16 protein-coding genes and 1 pseudogene are annotated in these 21,228 nt (G+C 68.9%); 12 read left to right on the forward strand and 5 right to left on the reverse strand.

From position 1 onward, the window contains the following. Nucleotides 1-102: 102 nt before the first annotated feature. The 8 genes from PGH47_RS42970 (at nucleotide 103) to PGH47_RS43010 (ending at nucleotide 9,195) form a co-directional block, all read left to right on the forward strand. Complete coding sequence (locus PGH47_RS42970) at nucleotides 103-996, forward strand: alpha/beta hydrolase (protein WP_271668441.1); 894 nt, start codon at nucleotides 103-105, stop codon at nucleotides 994-996. A gap of 249 nt (nucleotides 997-1,245) precedes the next feature. Then, nucleotides 1,246-2,385 carry an acyl-CoA dehydrogenase family protein gene (locus PGH47_RS42975; protein WP_271668442.1) on the forward strand — a complete coding sequence of 380 codons (1,140 nt, stop codon included), beginning with the start codon at nucleotides 1,246-1,248 and terminating at the stop codon, nucleotides 2,383-2,385. 503 nt (nucleotides 2,386-2,888) lie between these two features. Then, complete coding sequence (locus PGH47_RS42985; RefSeq protein ID WP_271668443.1) at nucleotides 2,889-3,128, forward strand: hypothetical protein; 240 nt, start codon at nucleotides 2,889-2,891, stop codon at nucleotides 3,126-3,128. Beyond that, entirely contained in the window at nucleotides 3,128-3,505 is a 378-nt protein-coding gene (locus tag PGH47_RS42990) for a fic family toxin-antitoxin system, toxin component (protein ID WP_271668444.1), read from the forward strand. Before PGH47_RS42985 ends, PGH47_RS42990 begins: the two co-directional genes overlap by 1 nt. Before the next feature lie 585 nt (nucleotides 3,506-4,090). Continuing rightward, entirely contained in the window at nucleotides 4,091-5,458 is a 1,368-nt protein-coding gene (locus PGH47_RS42995) for an SWIM zinc finger family protein (protein ID WP_271668445.1), read from the forward strand. Between the two features lie 61 nt (nucleotides 5,459-5,519). Next, nucleotides 5,520-8,330, forward strand: coding sequence for a DUF7824 domain-containing protein (locus PGH47_RS43000; RefSeq protein WP_271668446.1), 2,811 nt, complete (start codon nucleotides 5,520-5,522; stop codon nucleotides 8,328-8,330). Nucleotides 8,331-8,593: 263 nt separating this feature from the next. Further along, nucleotides 8,594-8,884, forward strand: a complete 291-nt coding sequence (locus PGH47_RS43005; protein WP_271668447.1) for a hypothetical protein — start codon at nucleotides 8,594-8,596, stop codon at nucleotides 8,882-8,884. Nucleotides 8,885-8,889: 5 nt separating this feature from the next. Beyond that, nucleotides 8,890-9,195 carry a hypothetical protein gene (locus PGH47_RS43010; RefSeq protein WP_271668448.1) on the forward strand — a complete coding sequence of 102 codons (306 nt, stop codon included), beginning with the start codon at nucleotides 8,890-8,892 and terminating at the stop codon, nucleotides 9,193-9,195. A 148-nt stretch (nucleotides 9,196-9,343) separates the two neighbouring features. On the opposite strand, the gene PGH47_RS43015 is transcribed toward PGH47_RS43010, so the two are convergent. Both PGH47_RS43015 and PGH47_RS43020 read right to left on the reverse strand, forming a co-directional pair. Beyond that, nucleotides 9,344-12,076 carry a hypothetical protein gene (locus tag PGH47_RS43015; protein ID WP_271668449.1) on the reverse strand — a complete coding sequence of 911 codons (2,733 nt, stop codon included), beginning with the start codon at nucleotides 12,074-12,076 and terminating at the stop codon, nucleotides 9,344-9,346. A gap of 385 nt (nucleotides 12,077-12,461) precedes the next feature. After that, nucleotides 12,462-12,677: a hypothetical protein gene (locus tag PGH47_RS43020; protein WP_271668450.1), complete on the reverse strand. Its 216-nt coding sequence runs from the start codon at nucleotides 12,675-12,677 to the stop codon at nucleotides 12,462-12,464. 455 nt (nucleotides 12,678-13,132) lie between these two features. Here PGH47_RS43020 and PGH47_RS43025 point away from each other — a divergent pair. Beyond that, nucleotides 13,133-13,289: pseudogene (locus PGH47_RS43025) on the forward strand (IS5/IS1182 family transposase); the annotation flags it as partial. Nucleotides 13,290-13,314: 25 nt separating this feature from the next. On the opposite strand, the gene PGH47_RS43030 reads toward PGH47_RS43025, so the two are convergent. After that, nucleotides 13,315-14,052: an SDR family oxidoreductase gene (locus PGH47_RS43030; protein ID WP_271668451.1), complete on the reverse strand. Its 738-nt coding sequence runs from the start codon at nucleotides 14,050-14,052 to the stop codon at nucleotides 13,315-13,317. A gap of 92 nt (nucleotides 14,053-14,144) precedes the next feature. Between PGH47_RS43030 and PGH47_RS43035 the strand changes: the two genes are divergently transcribed. After that, nucleotides 14,145-15,008 (forward strand): LysR family transcriptional regulator, encoded by an 864-nt coding sequence (locus PGH47_RS43035; RefSeq protein WP_271668452.1) that lies wholly within the window; start codon nucleotides 14,145-14,147, stop codon nucleotides 15,006-15,008. A gap of 558 nt (nucleotides 15,009-15,566) precedes the next feature. On the opposite strand, the gene PGH47_RS43040 is transcribed toward PGH47_RS43035, so the two are convergent. Beyond that, nucleotides 15,567-16,094, reverse strand: coding sequence for a hypothetical protein (locus tag PGH47_RS43040; protein ID WP_271668453.1), 528 nt, complete (start codon nucleotides 16,092-16,094; stop codon nucleotides 15,567-15,569). Nucleotides 16,095-18,045: 1,951 nt separating this feature from the next. Here PGH47_RS43040 and PGH47_RS43045 point away from each other — a divergent pair. Both PGH47_RS43045 and PGH47_RS43050 read left to right on the forward strand, forming a co-directional pair. Further along, nucleotides 18,046-18,249: a hypothetical protein gene (locus PGH47_RS43045; protein ID WP_271668454.1), complete on the forward strand. Its 204-nt coding sequence runs from the start codon at nucleotides 18,046-18,048 to the stop codon at nucleotides 18,247-18,249. 126 nt (nucleotides 18,250-18,375) lie between these two features. Continuing rightward, on the forward strand, nucleotides 18,376-18,579 hold the full coding sequence (locus PGH47_RS43050; RefSeq protein ID WP_271668455.1) for a hypothetical protein: 204 nt from the start codon (nucleotides 18,376-18,378) through the stop codon (nucleotides 18,577-18,579). Nucleotides 18,580-19,794: 1,215 nt separating this feature from the next. Here PGH47_RS43050 and PGH47_RS43060 read toward each other — a convergent pair. Next, on the reverse strand, nucleotides 19,795-21,225 hold the full coding sequence (locus tag PGH47_RS43060; protein ID WP_271668456.1) for a hypothetical protein: 1,431 nt from the start codon (nucleotides 21,223-21,225) through the stop codon (nucleotides 19,795-19,797). Between the last annotated feature and the right edge of the window lie 3 nt (nucleotides 21,226-21,228).

The following is a 21,228-nucleotide window of genomic DNA, read 5'->3' on the forward strand; positions in this document are numbered from 1 at the left end:
GTTGTCGCTCAGTGGCCGGCACCTGGCACGCAGAGGCAGGCGGCCTCGCGTCACGGAGGAAAGGATCGAGGCACCTGAGAGACGAGAGGCGGAGGGCTGACGATGCGCGAGGACGTGGAATTCGCAGCGCAGGGCGCGACGTTGCGAGGCTGGTTCTACCCCGCTGCCGGGTCCGACCGCACAGCCCCGTGCGTGGTGCTCCAGCACGGTTTTTCGGCCGTCAAGGAAATGGGACTCGACCGGTACGCCGAAACGTTCCAGGAGGCGGGACTCAGCGCACTCGCCTACGACCATCCGGGGCTGGGCGCGAGCGAGTCGCTGTCGGGCTCCCCGCGCCAGGAGATCGACCCCTGGCAGCAGATCCGCTGCATCCAGCACGCGATCACCTACGTCCAGAGCCGCGACGACGTCGACCCGGACCGGATCGGGCTGTGGGGCTCCAGCCTCGGCGGGGGCAACGCGTTCGTCGCCGCCGCCGTCGACCGGCGGGTGCGCGCCGTGGTCGGCCAGGTGCCGATGATCAGCGGTTCGCAGGCCGCCGGCACCGCCGGGCAGCACGCCTTCTTCACCGCCGAGCGCCTGGCCCGCGCGGCCGGCGCGCCGCCCACCATGATCCCGGTGGTCGCCAAGGATCCGGACGTGCCGTCCGCACTGCCCACACCCGACGCCTGGGACTGGTTCAGCCGGACGGGGTCGGGTGAGGCGTCGACGTGGCGCAACGAGGTCACCGTCACCTCGGCGGAACTCATCGGCGGCTTCGAACCCGGCAGGTATCTGCCGCTCATCGCCCCGACGCCGCTGCTCATGATCGTGGCTCCGCACGACGGGACCACGCCGGGCGCGGGTGCCACGGCCGCGTACGAGACGGCCGCCCACCCCAAGAAGCTGGAACTCATCCCGGGCGGGCACTTCGACGCCTACGAGGGCGAGGAATTCCTGCTGACGTCGCGGGCGGCACGCGACTGGTTCACCGAGCACCTGCGCGCCGGATCCTGATCGTCGGGGGAGGGGGGCGGGCCTTGCCGCACGCAGGCGATGCCCCCAACTCTTCATCCCGGCTGAGCATTGCGCACTTCGGGGCGCTCCGGCCCGCCGCCAGGTCCCGCGGCGGCATAGTCTCCAGCAATCGCCGGGCCGACTTCCAGGCCCCCGCGCCCACCGGGGCCTCGGCCTGGCGCAAGACGTGTGCCACCGGCGACGAGGCACACGCTGCCGTGCCCCTACTTCTCGCTCCGAGGTGATGCCATGCGCTCCTCCTTTTTCACCGATGACCACGAGGCGTTCCGCTCCATGGTTCGCGACTTCGTCGACCGTGAGATAGCCCCGTACGTGGAACAGTGGGAACGGGCCGGCCTCATCGAACCGAAGTTGCAGAGCAAGGCGGGCCGCCTCGGCCTGCTCGGGCTCGCGGTGCCCGAGGAGTACGGCGGCGGAGGCACCGACGACTACCGCTTCCGCTGCGTGCTCATGGAAGAACTCGCCCGGGCCGGCGCGGCCGCGGTCAACGTCGCGCTGGGCGGCTTCGACGATCTCATAGGCCCGTATCTGACCGACCTCGGCACCGACCGGCAGAAACAGGACTGGCTGCCCGGCCTGTGCACGGGCGAACTGCGCACCGCCATCGCCATGACCGAACCCGAGACCGGCAGCGACCTGCGCGGCATCAGGACCACAGCCGTGCGCACGGACGACGGCTGGATTCTCAACGGCAGCAAGACCTTCATCACCAGCGGCGCCCAGGCCGACCTCGTGGTGACCTTCGCACGCACCGGCGAGGCGGAGTTCAGCCTGTTCCTGCTGGAGAAGGGGACGCCCGGTTTCACACAGGGCCGTCGCCTGGACAAGCTCGGTCAGCGCGGTGAGGACGTCTCGGAACTCTTCTTCGACGACGTGCGCCTGCCGCACGACAGCCTCCTGGGCACCGAGGGCGCCGGCCTGCGGCACCTGATGGAACGGCTGCCCAAGGAGCGTCTGTTCATCGCCTACTACGGCCTGGCCGCCGCCGAGGCCGCACTGGAGTGGACGCTCACCTACACCAAGGAGCGCCGGGCCTTCGGCCGCCCTGTGGCCGACTTCCAGAACACGCGGTTCACACTCGCCGAGCTGTCGACGGAGATCGATGTCACCCGCGCGTATCTGGAGCGCTGCGTCCTCGCCGTGAACGAGGGGACGCTGAGCGCCGTCGACGCGGCCAAGGCGAAGTGGTGGGCCACGGAACTGCAAAAGCGCGTCATCGACCGCTGCCTGCAACTGCACGGCGGATACGGCTACATGCGCGAGTACCCGATCGCCCGGGCCTACGCGGACGCCCGGGTGACCACGGTCTACGGCGGCACGACCGAGATCATGAAGGAGATCGTGGGGCGGCACCTGGTGCGTCCGTGAACGTCCGCCGGTGCCCGCCGCCGGATGCGCCGAGGCGGCACCCGGCCGGCCTCCGGTTCCAGGAGTGGCTTCCTTGGCAGCGCAGCGCGCGAGCTCTCAACTCCTCTGACCTGCAAGTGCGTTGAGGAGTGCCGCACTGGAGGCAGTGACAGAGCAGGCCGGTCATGCGGTTGAAGAGGTTGCCCTGAGCGGCAGCGTGTTCGCGGCGTCGCCGGTGGTGGGCGTTGACGCCGGCAGATCCCCGGCGAAGGCCCAGAGGCGGCCGCCGCGGTTGAGCCGATTGACCACCCGCGCCTGGTGATGACGGACTGCTCGAAGCCGCAGGCGCCCGCCCAGGCCCGGGCATGCCACCGATCCCGTCCGGCCGGTCCCCGGCCTTCTGCGCCGCAGGTGAAGGCACTCGGACCCGCATGCGCCGGTCGGCCTGCGGCCGGCCTCGGCGCAGGGAAACGGGGTTCTAGAGAGCGGCCCGGGCATCTGGTACCAGATGTTACCATCGGCAGATGGCTAAGACACAGAAGGGCTGGCGCGTCGACGACGAGATCGCGGAACTCGCCACGGCACGGGCCAAGGACCGGGGCATGAGCGTCGGCGACTACATCGCGGCCCTCGTGCGCGAGGACGTCGACGGCCTGCGCCGGCGCGGCCTCGACGCGGCCAGGCGCTTCCTCGACGAACACCAGTCCGTCTTCGACGAGGCAGAGAACGCGGACGGTCGAGCCACGGGGGCTCACGCCGCGTAATGGACCTGTACATCGATGTCCCCTGGATCCTCCAGGTCGCAGAAATCGCGGGCGCGGCGGACCCCGCCCCCGACGACTACGGGGTACCGGTGGCGGCAGTCGCCTGCCACCGCGCCGAACTGCTGGACACCCCCGTCTACGAGGGCCCCTACGCCCGCGCGGCCGCACTGGTGCACATCCTCGGACGCTGCCGCTGGCTGGAGCGCTCCAACATGGCTGTGGCAGCCGCGACAGGCGTGATGTACCTGGAGGCCTCCGGCATCCCGGTCAAACCCACGCGCGAGGATGCGATCGCCCTCCGTGACCTGCTGCGGGATCCCGCATGCACCGCCGCCGGAATCGCCGCACTGCTGCGTTCCTGGCCCCAGACCACGTGAGCGGTAGATCACGGGTGAGAAGCGGCGGGCTGTCAGCTCCTTGAGGCGGGAGCGTTTCCGGCGCCGACGGGCAGCCACTCGTCGAGACCCGCGCTGAACCGGCCGGCTCGGCCCGGAGGGACGGGCCGCCGCCCCGTCACGGAGAGACGCCGTACCCAGCGGTCCCCGCGATGCGGGCCGGCTACGCCGGCCGTGAGCAGAACATGGTCAGCAGGGGTGTGGTGTCACCGTTGGAAGACCAGCGAAACCTTGTCGAAGCGGCGGGCGGCAAGGTCGACGTGGCGGATCATCCAGTGCATGACTCCGTCGTTGTCCGCTGTATCTCTCGGGTCGAACAGCAGGCCGTAGCCAGGGGGAAGTCGAGTGGGAATGGGGTGCGGAGTTCCTCGACGTAGTACGTCCCGCACTCTTTGCCGGACAGGGCGCCGCTGACCTCGGTGGTGTCTCGTGGAAGCCCTCGAAAGGGTCTCGGTGCGGATCTGCTCAGTCGCCATGAGCGTTCGCAGCGGTCATTCCTGGCGATCAATGGTCGTACCGGGCCGCTGAGTCGTGGTCATGCCACTGCGGCGTCCTAGGGTGCCTGCCATGGCCGGATCCCCACAGACCCTCGCCTACACACGTCCCTCGGAACTCCACGAAACCTTCGGTGGTCTGGCGCTTGGGCTGGAAACGGCGGGAGGCTTCACCCCGGTGGGGGCCGAGGCGCACCCCACGTTCTTCGCGGGCTTCCTCACCTCACCCCAGGCGGCGGCGCGCGGTCTGCTCGCCGTGGCGGACGTCGCCGCCACCCGCTACTACCAGGCCGCCCGGCCCGGGCTTCTCGACCCCGTGGTGACCGGGAACGGGGACCGGTTGCGCTTCGAGTCCTTCTCCGGCTGCTGCGGGGTGTACGCCCGCCTCGATGTCCTTCAGGACGGCCTGGACGGCGCCGAGACCGGACACGGCACCACCAACGTCGACGTCAACGCCCCGTTGAGAACGGCCCTTTCCCGCATCACCGACGGCGACCCGCTGCATCTGCGGGTCGGACCCGACGAACTGGCCGTCACGACGATGGACGGCCAAGTCGTGGAGAAGAAGGGGCGGCTGCCGGACCGCTGGCTGCGCGGTTTCGCGGAGGCGCAGGTGGTGTCCGCGCAGTTCGACCTGCGGGCGGAGCTTTCGGCTGCCGAGGCAGCGCGCTTCCTGCGTTCCCTGTCGCGTTCCTCGTCGGCCTCACGGGGAGCCATGTGGGTGGTGCCGGCCGGCCGCTCGTTGCGCCTGACGGCACGGCCCGTCGTTGGAGCGGTGTGTCTGCCTGGTCCTGAGCGTCTGGCCGCACTGCAGCAGGTGTTGCGCCATGCCACGCGGTTGAGGGTGTTCGGGCCCGCCCCCGACGGCATGGCGGCGACCGCGAGTGCATGGGAGCTGACTCTGCCCGGGATGCGGCTGACCCTCACCCTGTCGCCGGAGGCCGGGCGCGGGTTCTCCGGCGAGGGCGCAGTGCTGGAAGCGCTGGCCACGGACGAGGCGGCCGAAGACGCCGAAGCGGTGGCGCTACTGCTGTCCTGGGAGCCGCGCGTCGACCCCGTGGACCTCTCGGAACGCTCGGGACTCACGGTGGCCCGGGTGAAGGCCGCGCTGACCCGGCTCGGCACCTCGGGCCGGGTCGGATACGACATCGCCGACGCCTGCTACTTCCACCGCGAGATGCCCTACGACACCGACCGCGCCGAGCGCCACAACCCGCGACTCGTCGCCGCGCGGAGCTTGTTCTCTTCTGGTGCCGTCCGTCTGGACGGGACTCTTGCTGCCGTCGCGTCCGCGGACGTCACTTACCTGGTGCGCGAGCAAGACGGCGCGCTGAGCTGCACCTGCCGGTGGTGGGCCGACCACCGTGGCCGACGCGGCCCCTGCAAGCACGCACTCGCGGTCCGCATCGCCCGCCGGGCGACGGCCGACGGCACGCGGTGAGGCGAGCGGGCCTCTTCATGGTGACTTCGAGAGGACCGGTGAGCAACAGAAAGGAGCGGAGATGGCCGAGGACACGGACGCGTACCGCATCTCGAGCGTTATCGAAGCGGTGAGGGCAGGCGAGTTTGCCCGTATACCCGGCATGTTCCGGGATGGGGAGTTCACCGCCGCCCACAGCGAGGATCTGCTCGCGAGACTGGAGTTGGTGCACAGGCCGTGGCCCGTCATGAACGAGCGCAGCGAGCGCGTCTACTGCGCCTTCATGCTCGCGGTGATCGGTGCCTGCCGGTGCGACGTCGACGGAGTCGTCCGCGTCCTGGACGGCGCTTGGTGGCTTTGGGACGGCGAGGGGTTCGGGGAGGCCCTCGTTGAGCAGCTCGACGGGTGGCCGCCCGATGACCTGATCGCGCTGGCGCGTGCCCTCAAACCGCTCAGGCAGTATCTGCTGCCGGTCAGCGCCCTCGTCCGTGCGGCCCAAAAGCCGTTCGACCTCGACGACGAAGGTGCTGTCGACTGGTTCTGGTGCCTGACCATGCACGACACTCCAGAGGCAGCCGCCGACGCGTTGGTGTGCTCTCCGCTGGCTGCCGCTGCACTTGCGCGTCTGCCGGAGGCGGAGCGATTCGGTCACTATCTGGCGGAGGATGCTTCCAGGCGTGACGGTGTGGGGGCCGCGGCTCTGGCCATCCTGGCCCGAGACGGTCACCTCGACCGCGGCCGCCTCTTGCGAGCCGCGCTTCAAGGACCCTTGCTGCCCGCGCCTCGCACGCAAACGCCCGGGTATCTCGCGCTGCTCGCCGCGCTGGAACCGACCTTCGAAGAACAGACCGCCGAGGCGGACACACTGGTAGCCCTCGTTGTGTCCGCTGCCAGCTCCGCCGCGGTGAAGGACGCGCTCGGAAGGATACGGAAGCTCGCCGACCTGGGCCATGCGACGGACAAGCAGGTGGAGGAGTGCCTCTGGGGCCTCCTGGCCCGCCAGGAGAAGAATCTGGCTACGGCGGCTCTGGCCTTCCTGGGGAGTGAGACGCGCCGCTGCCCCGCACGCATCGGTGAGCTGGCGCCGCTCCTGGGCGAAGCCTTCTGCCACCCCTCACGGGGTGTGCAGGAAAAGGCGGTCAAGCTGGCCGGGAAACTGGCGGACAGGCTGGACGACGCGACGCTGAAGGATCTCTCCGCCGCTGCGGCACAGCTTCCTTCGGATCTGCGGCGCCAGGCCGATGGTCTCCTCGGTGGCCCCGCCGTCGAACCGCGGCCCGACGCCCTGTGTACGGAACCGCGGCCCGACGCTCCGCGTAGGGACTCGCTGCCCAGGCCCGTCCCGGCACCTGCCTTCCCGCCACCACTGACAAGTGCGCAGGAAGTCGCGGCGGAACTCGGTGCCGTCCTGGCCGACCGCGTTGTGCGGCCCGTGGCCATCGAACAGGTCCTGGACGGACTGGTGCGTCAGGCGCACCGGGATCGGCAGGCACTCGCCCAGGCTGTGGAGCCCGTCCTGCGCTCTCACCAGCGCTGGTCTCATCCGACGAGCCCTCTCACCAGGATCTGGCTGGTGGCCATGGCGGTGGCCGGGCGCACCGAGGATGATGCCTCAGCGTATGTCTGCTACGACCAATGCGGCCATCAGGTGTTCGACGACGCATGGGCCGCACGCGTGGACGAGGCGGCACACCGGATCCTCGAGGGCACCTCCCCGCCGTTCCTGCTCGCCACTCCCACCCGTGCCACGGGTTCGCTGGATCCGCATGTCCTGCTGGAACGGCTCACGCAGTACCGGCGGATGGGTGTGCGGCCCGGAGTGGCGGACTTCGACCAGGCGTTGTTCCGCCTCGTGCCCGACCCGGATTTCGGGCCGGGCACGGCGGAGGAGCTCGGCACGCCGGAAGGGCGCCGCATGGCGCGCTGGCTCGCGGCTGGAGGCTTTCCCACGCCTGTGTGTGAGCGGAGCGTTGTGCTGCCGTTCGAGATTCCGGCCGACCCCGACACCGCCGCCCTGTACCCGAAGGGCTGGAATCTGGCCGCGTTCGCCGAGGCCGACTGGCGATGGCGTGAGGCAAGTTCCTTCCACCGTGGGAGCCCACCGTGGTCGCGTTCTGTGAAGGGCGAGTACGGAGCCGGCCATGTGGAGCCGGCCTGTATCCGACTCTCCGTGACGGTTGCCACCGACCGGCTGGCCGAATTCTCCGCCCCGTTCCGTGCCGTGGGCGCCCCGCGTGAGGCATACCAGGACCCCTGCCATCGGGCATCGCCGGAGTTCCTGCCCTGGCGCTCGATGTACCCGCTGTGGCTGACTGTTCTGCCCGGCCATCCAGACCTCGTTGTCGCCCGCACCATGACGGCGGTGGCCGTGGGCGCGGAGCGCAACGGCCGGTGCGCCGCAGTCCACCTGCCTGCCGTGGCCGAGGCCGAAGGAGAAGCCGGACCGTCCGTGCACCTGGCACTGGCCTACGGAACGGGAGCCGCCTCGGCGATGGAGCGAGTCGCCACCGCTGATGCTCTGCTCGCCCTCGCCGGCCGCGACGAGTTGCGCACCGGCCGACTGGGCCGGGACATCGCGGAGCTGATCGGCATCGACGGACTCAAGCTCAAGCGGGTCGCGGAAACCCTGCGTCACGTCGTGCAGGCAGGCGGCCCGATGACGGTGTACTCGGTGTTGGCCGAGGCGCTCCCCGACCTGTTGCCACAGCCCGGTGCCAGGCCACGGGCGGGGCTGGCGGACCTGCTGTTCCTGGCCGCCGAATGCGCCGAGGCGGCACCCGGCCGGCCTCCGGTTCCAGGAGTGGCTTCCTTGGCAGCGCGGCGCGGCAGCTCACAACTCCTCGCAGGCGCAAGGGCGTTGAGGAGCGCCACCTCAAATCCGGCGCCGACGTAGCAGACAGGCGGCCGTCTCATCGACCGGACACCCGACCCCGACCTGTAACCGGCGGAGCTGTTCCCGCGGTACGGGGGCGCTCCTCGAAGGGAGCCCGCGCCTCACTGCATCAGCGCCGCGGATACTGCTGGGGTGGCTCATGCCGCGATCACTGAGACCGCCCAGGGCGGGACGCGCAGGCGTCACCCCGGCCCGGTTGTCTTCTCCACCGCAGGTGTCCCGTTCCGCCTCAACTGGCCCGGCGGCTACGGCAGACTGCCGCCATGGACAAGCACGAAGCTCGCGTGGAACTGGCCGAGGCGATCGCCGACATCAAGCAGACGGCTCCCTCGGTCGACATCTGGCACGAGATCGGTACACCGGACCTGCCGGGCGCGGTTCAAGAGCTGGTCCTCGCGCCCGCGCCGGGCACTCAGCACGAGAGGGCGCGGCGCGTGTCGCAGGCCTTCATCGTGCATCCGGGCCAGCTGTACAGCATGGGCATCGACAACCTCGCGTTCGGCACCGCGATCCTGTCGCTGCGGCTGGCGCTGGCTCACCTGGGCGAGGAGTAGCGGGCATGTCTTTCGCGCGCCGTCCGCCCCGCAATCCCGTGGGCTGGGACCTGTTCGGGGAGCCGTACTTCAGCGAGCGGGCGAGGGAGCCAGCCGGGCCGCCGCCGCTGCCCACCTACACGAGCGAGACGCTGCCCGAGCACCTGCATACGCCGAAGCAGATCCGCGACCGGGGGCTGGAGCCGGCCGGCCGTCCTGTCGGCATGCTGTCGTGGACTCCGCTGGGCCAGTACACGCCGGTCAAGTGCCCGGTGTGGGACATCCGCAAGGCGGTCCGGCCTCTGGATCAAGGGCCGGGCCTGGAGCTGTGATAAATGGCGGCTAGGAGCGGACCAAACACTCAGTCAGAACTGGGCAGCGAGGAATCGGCGTGCGTTAAGGAAAGACAACAGCAGTGCCTGGTCGGCCGGCGTGCTCTGGTCGACGAGCGTCAGGACCGCTTTCGAGGCCGTGTTGGTTTCAGTCCAGGTCGTTCCACGTCCACGAAGGGGCGGCACTCCCGTCAGGCTCTCGTCCGTGTCGGAACTGCTGCCAGTTTCCTTCGAGGTTGATGAACAGATTGAAGAGTCCAACGGCAGGGAGCCGCTCGGCTAGGACCGTGATGTGTTCCTCCGCCCCAACCCGCCACAGGGACTCCAACAGCCAGTCGACGGCGTGCGGTTCTCCCTCTAGAGCGACGTGGGCGACTGGGTCGCGGGCCAACAGAGCGGCCACCTGTCCCTTCGCCCCACTCTCCCGCAGGGCGTCCAGCAGTTCGGCGACGGTGCCCGCGTTGTCGAGGGCGACGTGGGCTGCAGGGTCGCGGGCCAACAGCGCAGCCACCTGCCCCTCCGCTCCGGCCCTCCGCAGGGCGTCCAGCAGTTCGGCGACGGTGCCCGCGTTGTCGAGGGCGACGTGCGTTGCGGGGTCGCGGGCCAACAGCGCAGCGACGTGCCTCTCCGCTCCGTCAATCCACAGGGCGTGCAGCAGCTTGGCAACGGTGCCCGGGTCGTCGAGGGAGACCTGCGTGATGGACCGCTCTGCCAGGACCGTGACGTGTTCGTCGGCTCCGGTCCTCCGCAGGGCGTTCAGCAGCCTGCCAACGGAGTAGGAGTTGTCGAGGCCGGCGTGCGTTGCGGGGTCCCGGGCCAAAAGCGCCGCCACCTGTCCCTCCGCCTCAACCTTCCGCAAGGCGTCCAGCAGGCTGGCGACGTAGTACGGGTCGTCGAGGGCTGCGTGCGTTGCGGGATCGCGGACCAAAAGCGCCGCCACCTGCCCCTCCGCCCCGGCCCTCCGCAGGACATCCAGCAGGCTGGCGACGTGGAACGGGTCGTCGAGGGCTGCGTGCGCTGCGGGGTCGCGGGCCAACAGCGCGGCCACCTGCCCCTCCGCCCCAACCTGACGCAGGGCGTTCAGCAGCGTGCAGATGTCGCGCGTGTTGTCGAGGGCGACGTGCGTGATGGACCGCTCTGCCAGGACCGTGACGTGTTCGTCCGCTCCCGCCCTCCGCAGGGCTTCCAGCAGCTCGACGACCTCGAGCATTCCGTCAAAGGCGGCGTGCACGGCAGCCCATTGAGCGGCGTGGTAGTCGGTGGAGTGCAGATGGAAATAGTTGACGAGGCGGATCGCGGCACCGGGGTCGCCGTGCATTGTGGCGTGCTTGCGGAGTTGGGCGGCGTCGCGTGCCAGGCCGCGGGCCCAGGCGGCCTCGGCGAGTGTGACAAGGTCGCCAGGATGGCTGTGGTGGGCGGACGCAGTCCAGAAGTCGACGGGGGGAATAGTTTCGGCGCGGTGATGGCGGCCGTGCTGTTCGAGGTAGTCGGCCAGCAGGTAGTGAGGGCCCTGCAGATGGGGGGCTGGCTGGTCGGAGGGGATGCCGCTCGCGGCGGGCCGACGGCGGGTGCGCTGGTTGCGTGGGCTGCTGCTGGTGGTGACGAGGGTGAGGATGCCGGGGATGCCGTTGCAGGGCGTGGTGACGTAGGCGAGGGCCTGGGTCAGCCAGTTGACGTCGAGGGTGTGGTACTCGTCGTCGTTGAGGTAGCCGGGTGCGGCGTCGGCGAGCCAGTCCAGCGGGAGGTGGAGGCCGGCGCCCAGGCGGCGGGCGTCCATCGCGACGTGTATGAGGGCCAGGGTGGCTCCCCGGGCTGCCTCATAACGGTCCATCAGGTAGGGCACACCGGCCAGGTACTGGGTGATTCGCGCGCCCTGTGCGTGCTGGGCAGCTTGCGCGAGCCGGGGGTCGTTGGCGTCGAGTGCGGCCAGGTCGGCCGCGGTGAAAGTGTCCGGCACTTCGACCTTGTGTCCGGCGAGCAGTGCGCGGGCACCGGGGTGCCGGCCGGGGGTGGTAAGGGTGTTCCAGTGCTCGGGCCACAGGGTGCCCACGACCAGTACGGGCGCTCGTGACGGGTCGTTCAGCAGCTCACGCAGGCCGGCCGCGACCTGCTCGCCGAGCGGGTCCGGGTCGAGGTAGTGCTGGGTCTCGTTGAGCCACACCACCGTCTTCGGGGCGATGTCCGCCAGCGCGGCCAGGGTCGCGTCAGGGGCGGTGGGGCTGAGCGGGTGCCACAGTCGCCAGCTGTCCGGTAAGTCGCCGAGGGCCTCCCACAAGGCGCGCGTCTTACCCGTGGACGATCCCCCGACCAGGACCACGATTCCGCTGCGCCCGGCTGCCGCGTCGTCAACCACCGCTTTCAGGCGCGTGTCGTGATCCCGCGGGATGTAGGCGGGCAGGATGCCGAACTGGTCGCTGGCATCGCCGGTGTCCAAGGCTGGGTGGACTCCGAGGCCTCCGTCCAGGACGAGGCGGACATCGCCGCGGAGTTCGTTGATCGGGCGGCCCGCTCCCTTCGCCATTCCAGCTTGCACCCACAGTTCACGCACCCGGCCGGCCAGATCCGGCGCATCCCAGGCGGCCCGGCGGGCCAGCACCGTGGCCACGGCCACCACATCGGCCTGCTGCCCAAGCCGTTCGCCGTCGGTGATGACGCGGTGGACCGTGTCCCGGCTCGGCGAACCCGCCAGGCTGTCGTCGTCGGCGATGTCCCCGCTGATCTCATCCAAGCTGGGGGCGCCCGCTGCCAGGTACACCTCGTACAACAGGTCCTTGAGGGTGCGCAGCGCAGGCGGCCATCCCACGCGGGGCCGCTTCAGCGGCCGCTGCCGCTTCGGACTCTCCTTCGGGCCCGGCCGACCGTTCGCGGTGTCGCCACTCATCGCACCATAGTCTCCGCTCCTGTCACCCGATATCGGGTGAACAGCGCTAATGCGCGGCCCTGTTGAGGGCGCATCGCGACTCGGAGTCGATCTCCTCGGGGGTCTCAGTGTGGACATCAAGCCGGCCGGCTGTCCTATCCGCCCACCACACGATCTGTGGAGGACGTCATGTCCCGCATGCGTTTGACCCGCCGTGAACGCGTCGCCCTGGCCGGAGCAGCCTTGTCCGGTGCCGTCTCCGGCATCCTCCGCCCCGTCATCACCTGGTTCCTGGACCACCTGACCTGAGCCCACGCACCGACCACAAGGCTGTCTGGCCCGGGCCCGTGAACCTCACGGGCCCGGGCCAGACGTACGAGATGCGTGCCTCACCACCAAGTGCGTTCTAGTGGCGGTGCACCTGCTGCACGTCGGCCTCGAGGACGTCACGGGGGTCGTCGTAGCCCGCGGGTACGTCCAGGTCCGGCGCGCCGACGACTTTGCGGTAGGACGTCGTCATGGTCGGGTCGCCCGAGGCGACGAGAGACGACAGCAGTGCCTGGTCGGCTGGCGGGCTCTGGTCGACGAGCGTCAGGACCTGGATCCGGTCCGGGAGCGTCATGCGGGGGAGTGCGGAGCCGAGTTGCTGTTCCAGTCGGGCCCACGGTCTGCTGTTCCCGGGCGGCCTTCTTCAGGGCCCGCGCACCGCCGGGGCCGCGGCCTGGAGAGTGGCTGGCGCGAGCCCCCGGCGCACCGGGTTCGGCCGGGCCTGCCCCGGCGGCCGGGACGTCTTCCTGATCCAGAACCGGACCTCGCGCCGTTCCTCGGCGGACAGCCAGTCGCCGGCGGCGTCCGCGACGGTCTCCAGCTCTCGTGCGAGCTCGCGCTGCTCGTCAGCGGAGAGATGGCAGCTGCTATCGAGGTGGCCGAGGATGAACCGGGCCCGGCGCAGGGCCCCGCGACACTCCCGCCGTTCCTGACGGGAAGCGTTCGGCGCCTTCGTCTGCTGGCGGTCCGCGTCCTTCTTCTTGGGTGCCGGCTGCCGCTTAGGCGCTTCCTTCCGCAGGGGCTGCGGCCACGATGTGCCAGCTCGCCCCGCTGTTCGGCATCTCCAAGTCCGCTGCCGACCGCAGCATCGACCACCTCGGTCCGCTCCTGACCGCTTCAGCCTCGGCGCCACTTCGCGAGGGACGCCCTGCTCATCGTGGACGGCACCCTGGTACCCACCCGCGACGATATGTGCGTTGTCGGGTTCGTGATCACCAGGGGACGACGCCGTCGTCCTCGAAGAACGAACCGGTCGGGCCGCCGTCGGGCAGGGTGGCGAGCCGGATCGCTGTGGTCGCGCCCTGTTCAGGAGTGCGGGGCCCTCGGAAGCCTGTGAAGTCGGTCGCGACCAGGCCGGGGCAGGCGGCGTTGATCAGGATGCTCGTACCGGCGAACTGCCGGGCGTACTGCACGGTGAGGGCGTTGAGGAACGACTTCGACGGCGCGTAGGCCGCCATGATCGGGCCGATCTCGATGTCCGGGTCCGCCTGCCGGGCCAGGGAGCCGACGCTACTGGAGACGTTGACGATACGTGGCGAGGCCGAGCGCCGCAGCAGTGGCAGCATCGCGTTGGTCACCCGGACGACACCCATGACGTTGGTATCCACGACCGTGCGGAGCACCTCCAGGTCGAGCGCGGTCGGGTCCTGCACCCACCCCGGGTCCATCTCACCCGAGATGCCGGCATTGTTGACCAGGGCGTCCAGGCGCCCGGCCAGCCGTTCGATCAGTTCCGCAGCATCAGTGACGCTCTGGTCGTCGGTCACGTCGAGCGGTACCCCGAACGCGTCCACGCCGACGGCGCGCAGTTTCCCGACGGCGGTTTCGCGTCGGGTGGCGTCGCGGGCTCCCACGCCCACGCGGTACCCGAGGCTGCCCAGCCCGGCCGCGATCTCGTACCCGATGCCCTTGTTCGCGCCGGTCACCAGCGCGATCATCGTTTCGCTCATGCTGATGATGTTGGCTCGCGGACGAGTGGCGCGGCCAACACCGATACGGTGTTCTGTCATACCTGCCAGGTATCACCGCGTATGCTGCGGCCGTGGATACCCTGGAGAGCCGCGAGTTGAGGTACTTCGTGGCGGTCGCCGAGGAACTGCACTTCGGGCGGGCCGCCGAGCGCCTCGGCATGGCCCAGCCGCCGCTGTCGCGGGCGATTCAGCAGCTCGAACGGCGCCTCGGGGTCTGCCTGCTGCAGCGCAACCGCCGTGGTGTCCGCCTGACCGGTGCCGGCGAGGTGCTGTTGTACGAGGGCCGGGCGGCCCTCGACGCGACCGCTGCCGCTGCTCGCCGCGCCCGGCGCGCCGGCGGTGCCGACAGCCCTGGCGGCTCCCGCGGTCGACTGGTCCTTGCGGTGAAGGCGGCCGCGTCGCACGAACTGCTGCGGAAGCTTCTCGACGCCTACGCGGCCGAGCCCGGCAGTGCCGAGATCGAGGTGCTGCTGTGCGGTATGTGCGAGCAGGAGGAGTTACTGCGCGACGGACGTGCTGATGTCGCGCTCATGCACGCGCCGTGGAACTCCCTCGCGGGGTTCGACAGCGAGGCACTGACGACCGAGGGACAGGTCGCCGTCCTGCCCGCCGGGCACCCGCTCGCCGCCCGCGAGGCTTTGTCCCTAGCTGATGTCAGGGATGTTCCCGATCTGCCGCTCGCCCGCTGGCCCACCCACGGCACCTACGCACCCGGCCCGGGCCCCGAGATCCACAACCAGACGCAACTGGCTCAGTTGATCGCCCTCGGACGCACCGTGGCGGTCGTCCCCGACTCCGCCCGCTCCTGGCTGTGGGCCGAGCACGCGGCCGTTCCCTTGACCGACGCACCTCCCGTCGTGACCCACATCGCCTGGCCCGCACACAGCCGCTCCCTCGCCCTGGCCGGCCTGGTCCGCACGGCCGCACGCATATGACCAGGTCCTGCCCCCCCATCGGCCCTCACCCGCGACAGCTCAGACGTCACCAGGGCCGCTGGGGCCCGGTCGCGAGACTGGAAGGACCATCGGTACAGCCATTGACGCCAAGCACTTGATCTTGGACGGACAGCAGGTCAGGCACACGATCGTGGGCGCTCCTCGATCAGACGTAATCGGGCCCGTCCGGTTTGTGTATCGACCAGCGCTCTATGCAGCCAACCCTTCCGCCCTGCGGAGTTAGGCCCCGCTCCGTCTCGCTTCCTGCGAGTTGCGGGGCTGGCCCGCTGGTGTCGCAAGGTGCGGTCGCGACGCGGACGGACCGCGTCTGCCCCGCTGTACCTGGAAGTTCAACGTGAACGGTTTCGACACTCGTACCGCCATACTGCTGCTGGCGGGCGCTGGCGGTACGTACGTCGCTTCCTGCGCCCCACTGTCGGAGTCGCGCTCCTCGTCGGCCTGGCGGTCGTCGCCTTGCTTCACAACCTGCTCAGGTGAGTCCTCCGGGTGAGTGCGGGGCCGAAGGCGCCGACCCCGCACGCTGCTCAGCCCTCGGGGTCAGCGTGATGGAGAGGAGCGAAAGGTCTGCAAGATCTGCAGGTAGGTCTGGCCTGCATCGGTGATGACAAAATGTTCTCTGACGTCTCCGGAGTCCCCCATGGACGAGAAGGACTTGCCTGACTTGCGTGCGATCAGACCCACTCCGGCAAGGCGTCGTAGTTCGGCGTCCAGCAAGGGGCGGGTGTAGCTGCGGTCGTACGGCAGTGGGGTGTCGTTGGCGAGCTGCTGTAGGTGGCGCAGTTCCTCGGCGGGGACGAGGTGCTCGAAGAGGAACTTCATGCGGTCGATCTCGTGCTGATGGCTGTCTTGTGTTCGCCTGATCTCGCGCAGCACAAATCCGCCAGCAGCGGTGTCCACGCTTGTCAGGATGGTCGACATCCAAGGGACCAAGCCAAGCAGGAGCAGCGCGGCAGCGGTGATGTCGACCCGTTGCGGGGCAAGTAATTTGAGCGTCAGCACCGCGAGGGCTGCTGCAGAGATCGTTATGCGGGTGGGCAAGTCGCGCGGTGGTGGTTGTTCCGGCACTGTGCCTCCGTTACTCGGGGGGCGGGCGCGCACAACAGCGGTGGGGTGCAGGCTCGTGCGGCGAGACGGCGGTAACGGCGGCCATGCGTGACATCGCTCCGCCCTCTCGCACGATCCACAGTCCTGTCTCTCGGCAAGTTGTTGCCGAGAACGAGGTCACCGTGATGCCCCAGGGCGGAAGGTACTGAGCTGGCGTACATACCGTAAACCGGTCAGACCGTCACCCATGCGATGTACGTCAGAATCAGCAGGAACCGCAGGACGGCCCGAGAAGGCAGCGAAAGCGGCGAACCCTATCCCTCTGAGCAGAGCCATGGGCCACAGCCCCAGGCGAGGTCGGTCCACCACCTTGCCGCCTCGTATCGCCGCCGGAATCGTCAATTTCCCGGCGTCGGAACCGCTTTCCAGTCCACGATTCCGTCATGGCCGGAATCGGGGGACATCAGGGCCGTGCATGGCGTGCGGCCTGGGCGCTCGCATTGGTGCTGTGCGTGGGCTGGGCGTCGATCCAGTTCGCCCGGGGCGGGCTGGAGGCAGGCGATGCCGCGAGTGTGGCCGGGCTGGTGGTGGCCATGCTCGGTCTGGAGTGGCTGTCCCTGAGCGCGGGCCGCGGGTCGGTGGACGTCCAGAGGTGGTTGAAGCAGCTGGCCCTCGATGTTCACAGGACCGAGAAGGCGCAGTGGTGGCGCCTGCTGGGAAATGATTCCAAACAGATCAATCTGCTCTACCAGCCGGTTGACGGCTTCCGCCAGGCAGTCGATTCGCCGACGGGCCCGGGCCGTCTGTACGTGCCGGAGACTCAAGCCGGCTCTGCCGCGGACACGGATCTGCCCGACATCCTGACGTACTACTTTTCTGAGCGGCCTTCTCCGGGGCCACACGCACCGCCGCAGCCGCAGCTGGAAAGCAGCCGACGCAAGCTCCCGGAGCGCTGGGCTGCCTCCAGACCGCGGATGAACCGAGCGGCGTTCTCCGGCAGGGTGCGCGGGCGGTGCGCCCCAGCGCCCTTGTCGGGTGCGGGGCGATGGCGGCGGACTGGCAGCGCAGGATGTCTGCGGCGGCCGGGGCGATCAGCCCGTTCCCGGTCCAGGAGCAGTCGGTGAGGGGGACCGAAGCGCGGTCCGCCTTACCGTGGGCCAGAGTCCATGTCAGCAAGGGCTACGCCAACAGTCTTCTGCGCCGATGGCTTCACAAGTAGCGCATCTGCCACCACATAGGCTGGAAAGCCATCGAATTCTCGCAAAGGCTGGGCAACCGCCCACGCGCCCAAGACGACTCCGAGACTGTGACCAGACCAGCCACAACGCCGTGAGCGTCAGATACGGACACCTGCCAAGCGGCCCCGTGTCCGTCGGGGCCTGCAAGAACGAGCGCAAGACAAGCCAGCAACGCCTGAAGGACGCATGCCAGCGACTGAGGGAACGCCAGCGTAACGGCCATAGAGGAACATGATTTTTGAGACAGCTACCGCGACGTGAGCCGCGGAATGCGGAGAGGGGCTTGGATGAGCAACTGGTCGGTCCCGCAAGGCTGTACTGAACAAGTCGAGATCCTCAGCCAGCCTTCGCGCGGGGGTTCCGAGGACCCACGCCATCCTGCTTCGCGTGCGCCTCGACCTCGGCCACGCGGAACTGATGCAGTGGCTCAGGACCCACGACTCCTGTTCGCCAGGCTCCTCTTGGGGGCCAGCCACCCGCACCGACACCTGAACGCTGTCGTCGAGCCGACGCGTCCTGGCGACACCCCCAATGATCATGGCCTAGCAGACTTACGCCTCACGCGCTGATGACAGCGCTCTCTTCTGGGCATCAGTCCGCGGCCGGCAGGCCGAACAGTGGAGCCGCGGAGGGCCCAGTGCCCAGTGCGGCTGCTCTGCTGTCACTGCGGCTCGGGTCGCCCAATGCCTGCGGAGGAACCTCCCCGCTGGCATGCAAGGAGAAAGGAGCACGTAATGAACGAACAGATCACGCGAGACGGGCCCCGTTCGACGTCTGCCATGCTGCAGATGCCTCAGCAGGCCCCGCCGATCGACCGAACGGCAGCCACACCTGGGCGTGCCGACGGCAACGCCCCCGGCGTCGAAGCCGACTTCCTGCCCCTCCTCCCCATTGTTGCCAGCGCTGCCGGCGGACTGCTCGGCAAGCTCTTCGGCTGAGCCCATCCGCCGGCGACCAGTCCCTGCCCGAGCCGCCAGTGGCTGCTCTGCTGTCACTGCGGCTCGGGTCGCCCAATGCGTGCAGAGGAACCTCCCCGCTGGCATGCAAGGAGAAAGGAGCACGTAATGAACGAACAGATCACGCGAGACGGGCCCCGTTCGACGTCTGCCACGCTGCAGATGCCTCAGCAGGCGCCACCCGTCGACCGGAGCCAAGTCGCAGGTGGCATCGATTCCACGCCTGGAGTGGAAGCAAGCATCGTCTCGCCGTACCTCTTCGACATTCACAGCAAATGGCCGGGGATCCACAACCCCTATGTCGCCTACTGACCGTTAGCGAGTCAGGCACTCGCATCCAGTCCACTCCGTTCCGTGGATGCCTGCCCTTCCTAACAGCGGGTGGTCTCGGGACGGAGCCTGGCAGATCATGGTTCGCTGAACTTTGCTGGACCATGACACCTCATCACCGACGCCCGCATGAGCGGGCGCGTCCGCCGCCCAAGGCCGCACCTCGTCCCGGCCGGGAGGTCGCTCGCGTTCGGACAGGGCCCACGGCGACCACGGGCGGGCAAAGACAGATCCCACGTCTACGCGGGGAGGCGCATTTCTTACGGGAGGTGTGCGCCTTGTCGGCCCGCGCACGATCAGGACGAGCGCGCGGCCGGCCCGATAAAAGTCCCCGCGCTGTCCTGCCGTCACTACGATCGACATAGGCATTTGGCCTTGCTCAATAGCCAAGTGGATTTTGGCCGTAAATCCACCGCGCGCGCCCCAGCCCGTGATCGCCGGGCTCAGAGAAAACCCCGCCTGGTGGCTCCTTGTGCAGGTCGCCCAGCTTGCGAGCACCGGCCGCATTGTGAAGGGCTCGGCGCACCGTGGAGTCGACGCTCAGATCCCACCCGATCACTCCTTCGCGCCGGCCCACGACTGGAGCCGGGTGAGGACCGGGTGCCAGGTGCTGTCCCGCTGCCATCGGCGGAACAGGTCCTAGATCCGGCCCCATGGCCCGTACTCGACGGGTACGTCCCGCCGCGGAACACCGGTTCGGATGCGGAGCCGTATGCCGTTGATCAATTGCCGCCGGGTCCAAATGGGCGGCCGTCCCACACGGCCGAGGTGGTACTTGCGGGCGGGCCCGGCGGCGCGGTCTTCCGCAGGCGGCCACGCGGTGTGGCCGGCGGCCAGTATGCGTCGAGTTGGGCCAGGAGGCCGTGAGGGTCGACGACCAGGGCATTTCGGCAGGCGACCTCCGCATCGCAGACTCGCCGCTGACCGTTGCGGGACAGCTCTCAGAAGAACCTTCCCTGTGTCGCGGTGGAGATGATTTCTGCTGCGCTGCTGAATGCCGGCGTTGCTGCGCCGTGGGTGACCGGGGACGAAGCCGTAGCCACGGGTATCGGCTTCGGAACCCGCTCTGACGGCCAGTCAGTCGTCGATGTCCTCGCGTGGTGAGAGCAGCGCGAAGTAGAGCATGACTGAGCCGCCGCCCGCATCTGGCCGACGCCGGCTCACAGTGACCTTGCCACCTCGCCGCTGTCCGGACTGCTAGCGCCACGGTTGGTTGCCGAAGCGCAGGTCTTCGGCAGTGAGGACGTGGTGGGAGAAGGCGGCGTAACTAGACGGGTTTGTTACTGCTTTGACGGGGTCCAGCGAGTTGTAGGCGGGGTGCCACTCTTCCGCGCTGTCGGGATTGTCGCCCACGAAGTGGACGGTCTCGTGGATGACAATCGCGGCCCGGAGTAGATCGCCTGCTCCGTCGAGACCGGGGTTGCCGATCGTGTCGAATGGCCGGTAGGCCGGGGTGAACCGGGTGTATGTGTTCTTGGCGCTGTAGGCCCGGGTGTAGCGGGGGCGGGTGAGGTCGGTGACCGCCTGCTCCTTTGAGGCTTGGACGAAGCTCGTTTTGTGCACCAGCCGGTCGGCTACGGCATCGAATGTGTCCAGGATCGCTAGGAGTGCCGATTCGAGGCCGTCGGGGTGGTTGTGCGCATGAAAGTGGGTCAGCAAGGCCGCGTCCGTGAGGTGCCATTGCGCATCGTGGGTGCTGCTGGACAGGTCGGCCTGGTAGGCCGTAAGCGCGGCCCGGGCCGCGTTGACCCAGGTGAGGGCACGCGCGATGTCCCCACTGAGCATTGTCTGGAACGCGGCGCCGGGCATCTTGGGCCGATCGAAGTCCCAGATCCGCTCTTTGCCGCTGGCGGGATCCCATTCCAGCACGCGGTCGCCGCCGAGATAGTGCAGCAGGCGGCCCGCGGGTATCTCACCGCTCCAGGAGTCTTCCATCACCAGGTCTGGGAAGGGGTCGACGCCCTCGCCTGTGAGGGACCGGTCGTAGCGGTAGACGTAGACACCGCCGTCCCTCTCGTCCCAGAAGAGCATCAGGTCACCGCCTAGGTACAGCAGTTGGTACCCAGTTCGGATCGTGACCCATGTGATTCCGGTGACGAGGGTGGGCAGTGGGTCTGTAGTCGTCCTGGACCGGTCGTACCACCAGACCCGCGCCCGCCCGGTGGCAGGCTGCCAGTCCAGTACACGATCATGGTCGAGATGGATCAGTGTGTGCCCACTGCCGATCGTCGAGAACGCTGATTGGTTGACTTTGGTGGGGATCGGGTCGCCGCTCGTGATGCTCCGGTCGTAGCGGTAGATCCGCACCCCTTTGGTCAGAAGGTTCAGGTCCAGCACGTTCCCTGTGAACCAGCTGCCGGGAGTGTGTGCAAGATGCACCAGGGCGTGCCCTGAGCGGATCGTCTGAAAAGACCCGCTTGTTCGGGCGGCCGCCTTGTACGGGTCCCCTGTTGGGGCCACGTCGGGCTGGGCGACCCACACGTCGTAGTGTCCGGTCTGCTCGATCCAGTCGAGAAGTTCGCCGCCTTTGGCCCCACCGAGAGGGATGAGGTGATGGGTGGTCCCTGGAAGATTCTTGATAGTCGTCCAGGTGTGCTCGTTCAGCAGAGTCTTCAGCGGGTCGCTCATGCG

This window comes from Streptomyces sp. HUAS 31, from assembly GCF_028198125.1.
Classification (GTDB): domain Bacteria; phylum Actinomycetota; class Actinomycetes; order Streptomycetales; family Streptomycetaceae; genus Streptomyces; species Streptomyces chartreusis.

What these genes read in the sequence shown, in the direction of transcription:
- PGH47_RS42970 (WP_271668441.1), top strand. Translation starts at nt 103, where the DNA reads ATGCGCGAGGACGTGGAATTCGCAGCGCAGGGCGCGACGTTGCGAGGC.
- PGH47_RS42975 (WP_271668442.1), top strand. Translation starts at nt 1,246, where the DNA reads ATGCGCTCCTCCTTTTTCACCGATGACCACGAGGCGTTCCGCTCCATG.
- PGH47_RS42985 (WP_271668443.1), top strand. Translation starts at nt 2,889, where the DNA reads ATGGCTAAGACACAGAAGGGCTGGCGCGTCGACGACGAGATCGCGGAA.
- PGH47_RS42990 (WP_271668444.1), top strand. Translation starts at nt 3,128, where the DNA reads ATGGACCTGTACATCGATGTCCCCTGGATCCTCCAGGTCGCAGAAATC.
- PGH47_RS42995 (WP_271668445.1), top strand. Translation starts at nt 4,091, where the DNA reads ATGGCCGGATCCCCACAGACCCTCGCCTACACACGTCCCTCGGAACTC.
- PGH47_RS43000 (WP_271668446.1), top strand. Translation starts at nt 5,520, where the DNA reads ATGGCCGAGGACACGGACGCGTACCGCATCTCGAGCGTTATCGAAGCG.
- PGH47_RS43005 (WP_271668447.1), top strand. Translation starts at nt 8,594, where the DNA reads ATGGACAAGCACGAAGCTCGCGTGGAACTGGCCGAGGCGATCGCCGAC.
- PGH47_RS43010 (WP_271668448.1), top strand. Translation starts at nt 8,890, where the DNA reads ATGTCTTTCGCGCGCCGTCCGCCCCGCAATCCCGTGGGCTGGGACCTG.
- PGH47_RS43015 (WP_271668449.1), bottom strand. Translation starts at nt 12,076, where the DNA reads ATGAGTGGCGACACCGCGAACGGTCGGCCGGGCCCGAAGGAGAGTCCG.
- PGH47_RS43020 (WP_271668450.1), bottom strand. Translation starts at nt 12,677, where the DNA reads ATGACGCTCCCGGACCGGATCCAGGTCCTGACGCTCGTCGACCAGAGC.
- PGH47_RS43030 (WP_271668451.1), bottom strand. Translation starts at nt 14,052, where the DNA reads ATGAGCGAAACGATGATCGCGCTGGTGACCGGCGCGAACAAGGGCATC.
- PGH47_RS43045 (WP_271668454.1), top strand. Translation starts at nt 18,046, where the DNA reads ATGAACGAACAGATCACGCGAGACGGGCCCCGTTCGACGTCTGCCATG.
- PGH47_RS43050 (WP_271668455.1), top strand. Translation starts at nt 18,376, where the DNA reads ATGAACGAACAGATCACGCGAGACGGGCCCCGTTCGACGTCTGCCACG.
- PGH47_RS43060 (WP_271668456.1), bottom strand. Translation starts at nt 21,225, where the DNA reads ATGAGCGACCCGCTGAAGACTCTGCTGAACGAGCACACCTGGACGACT.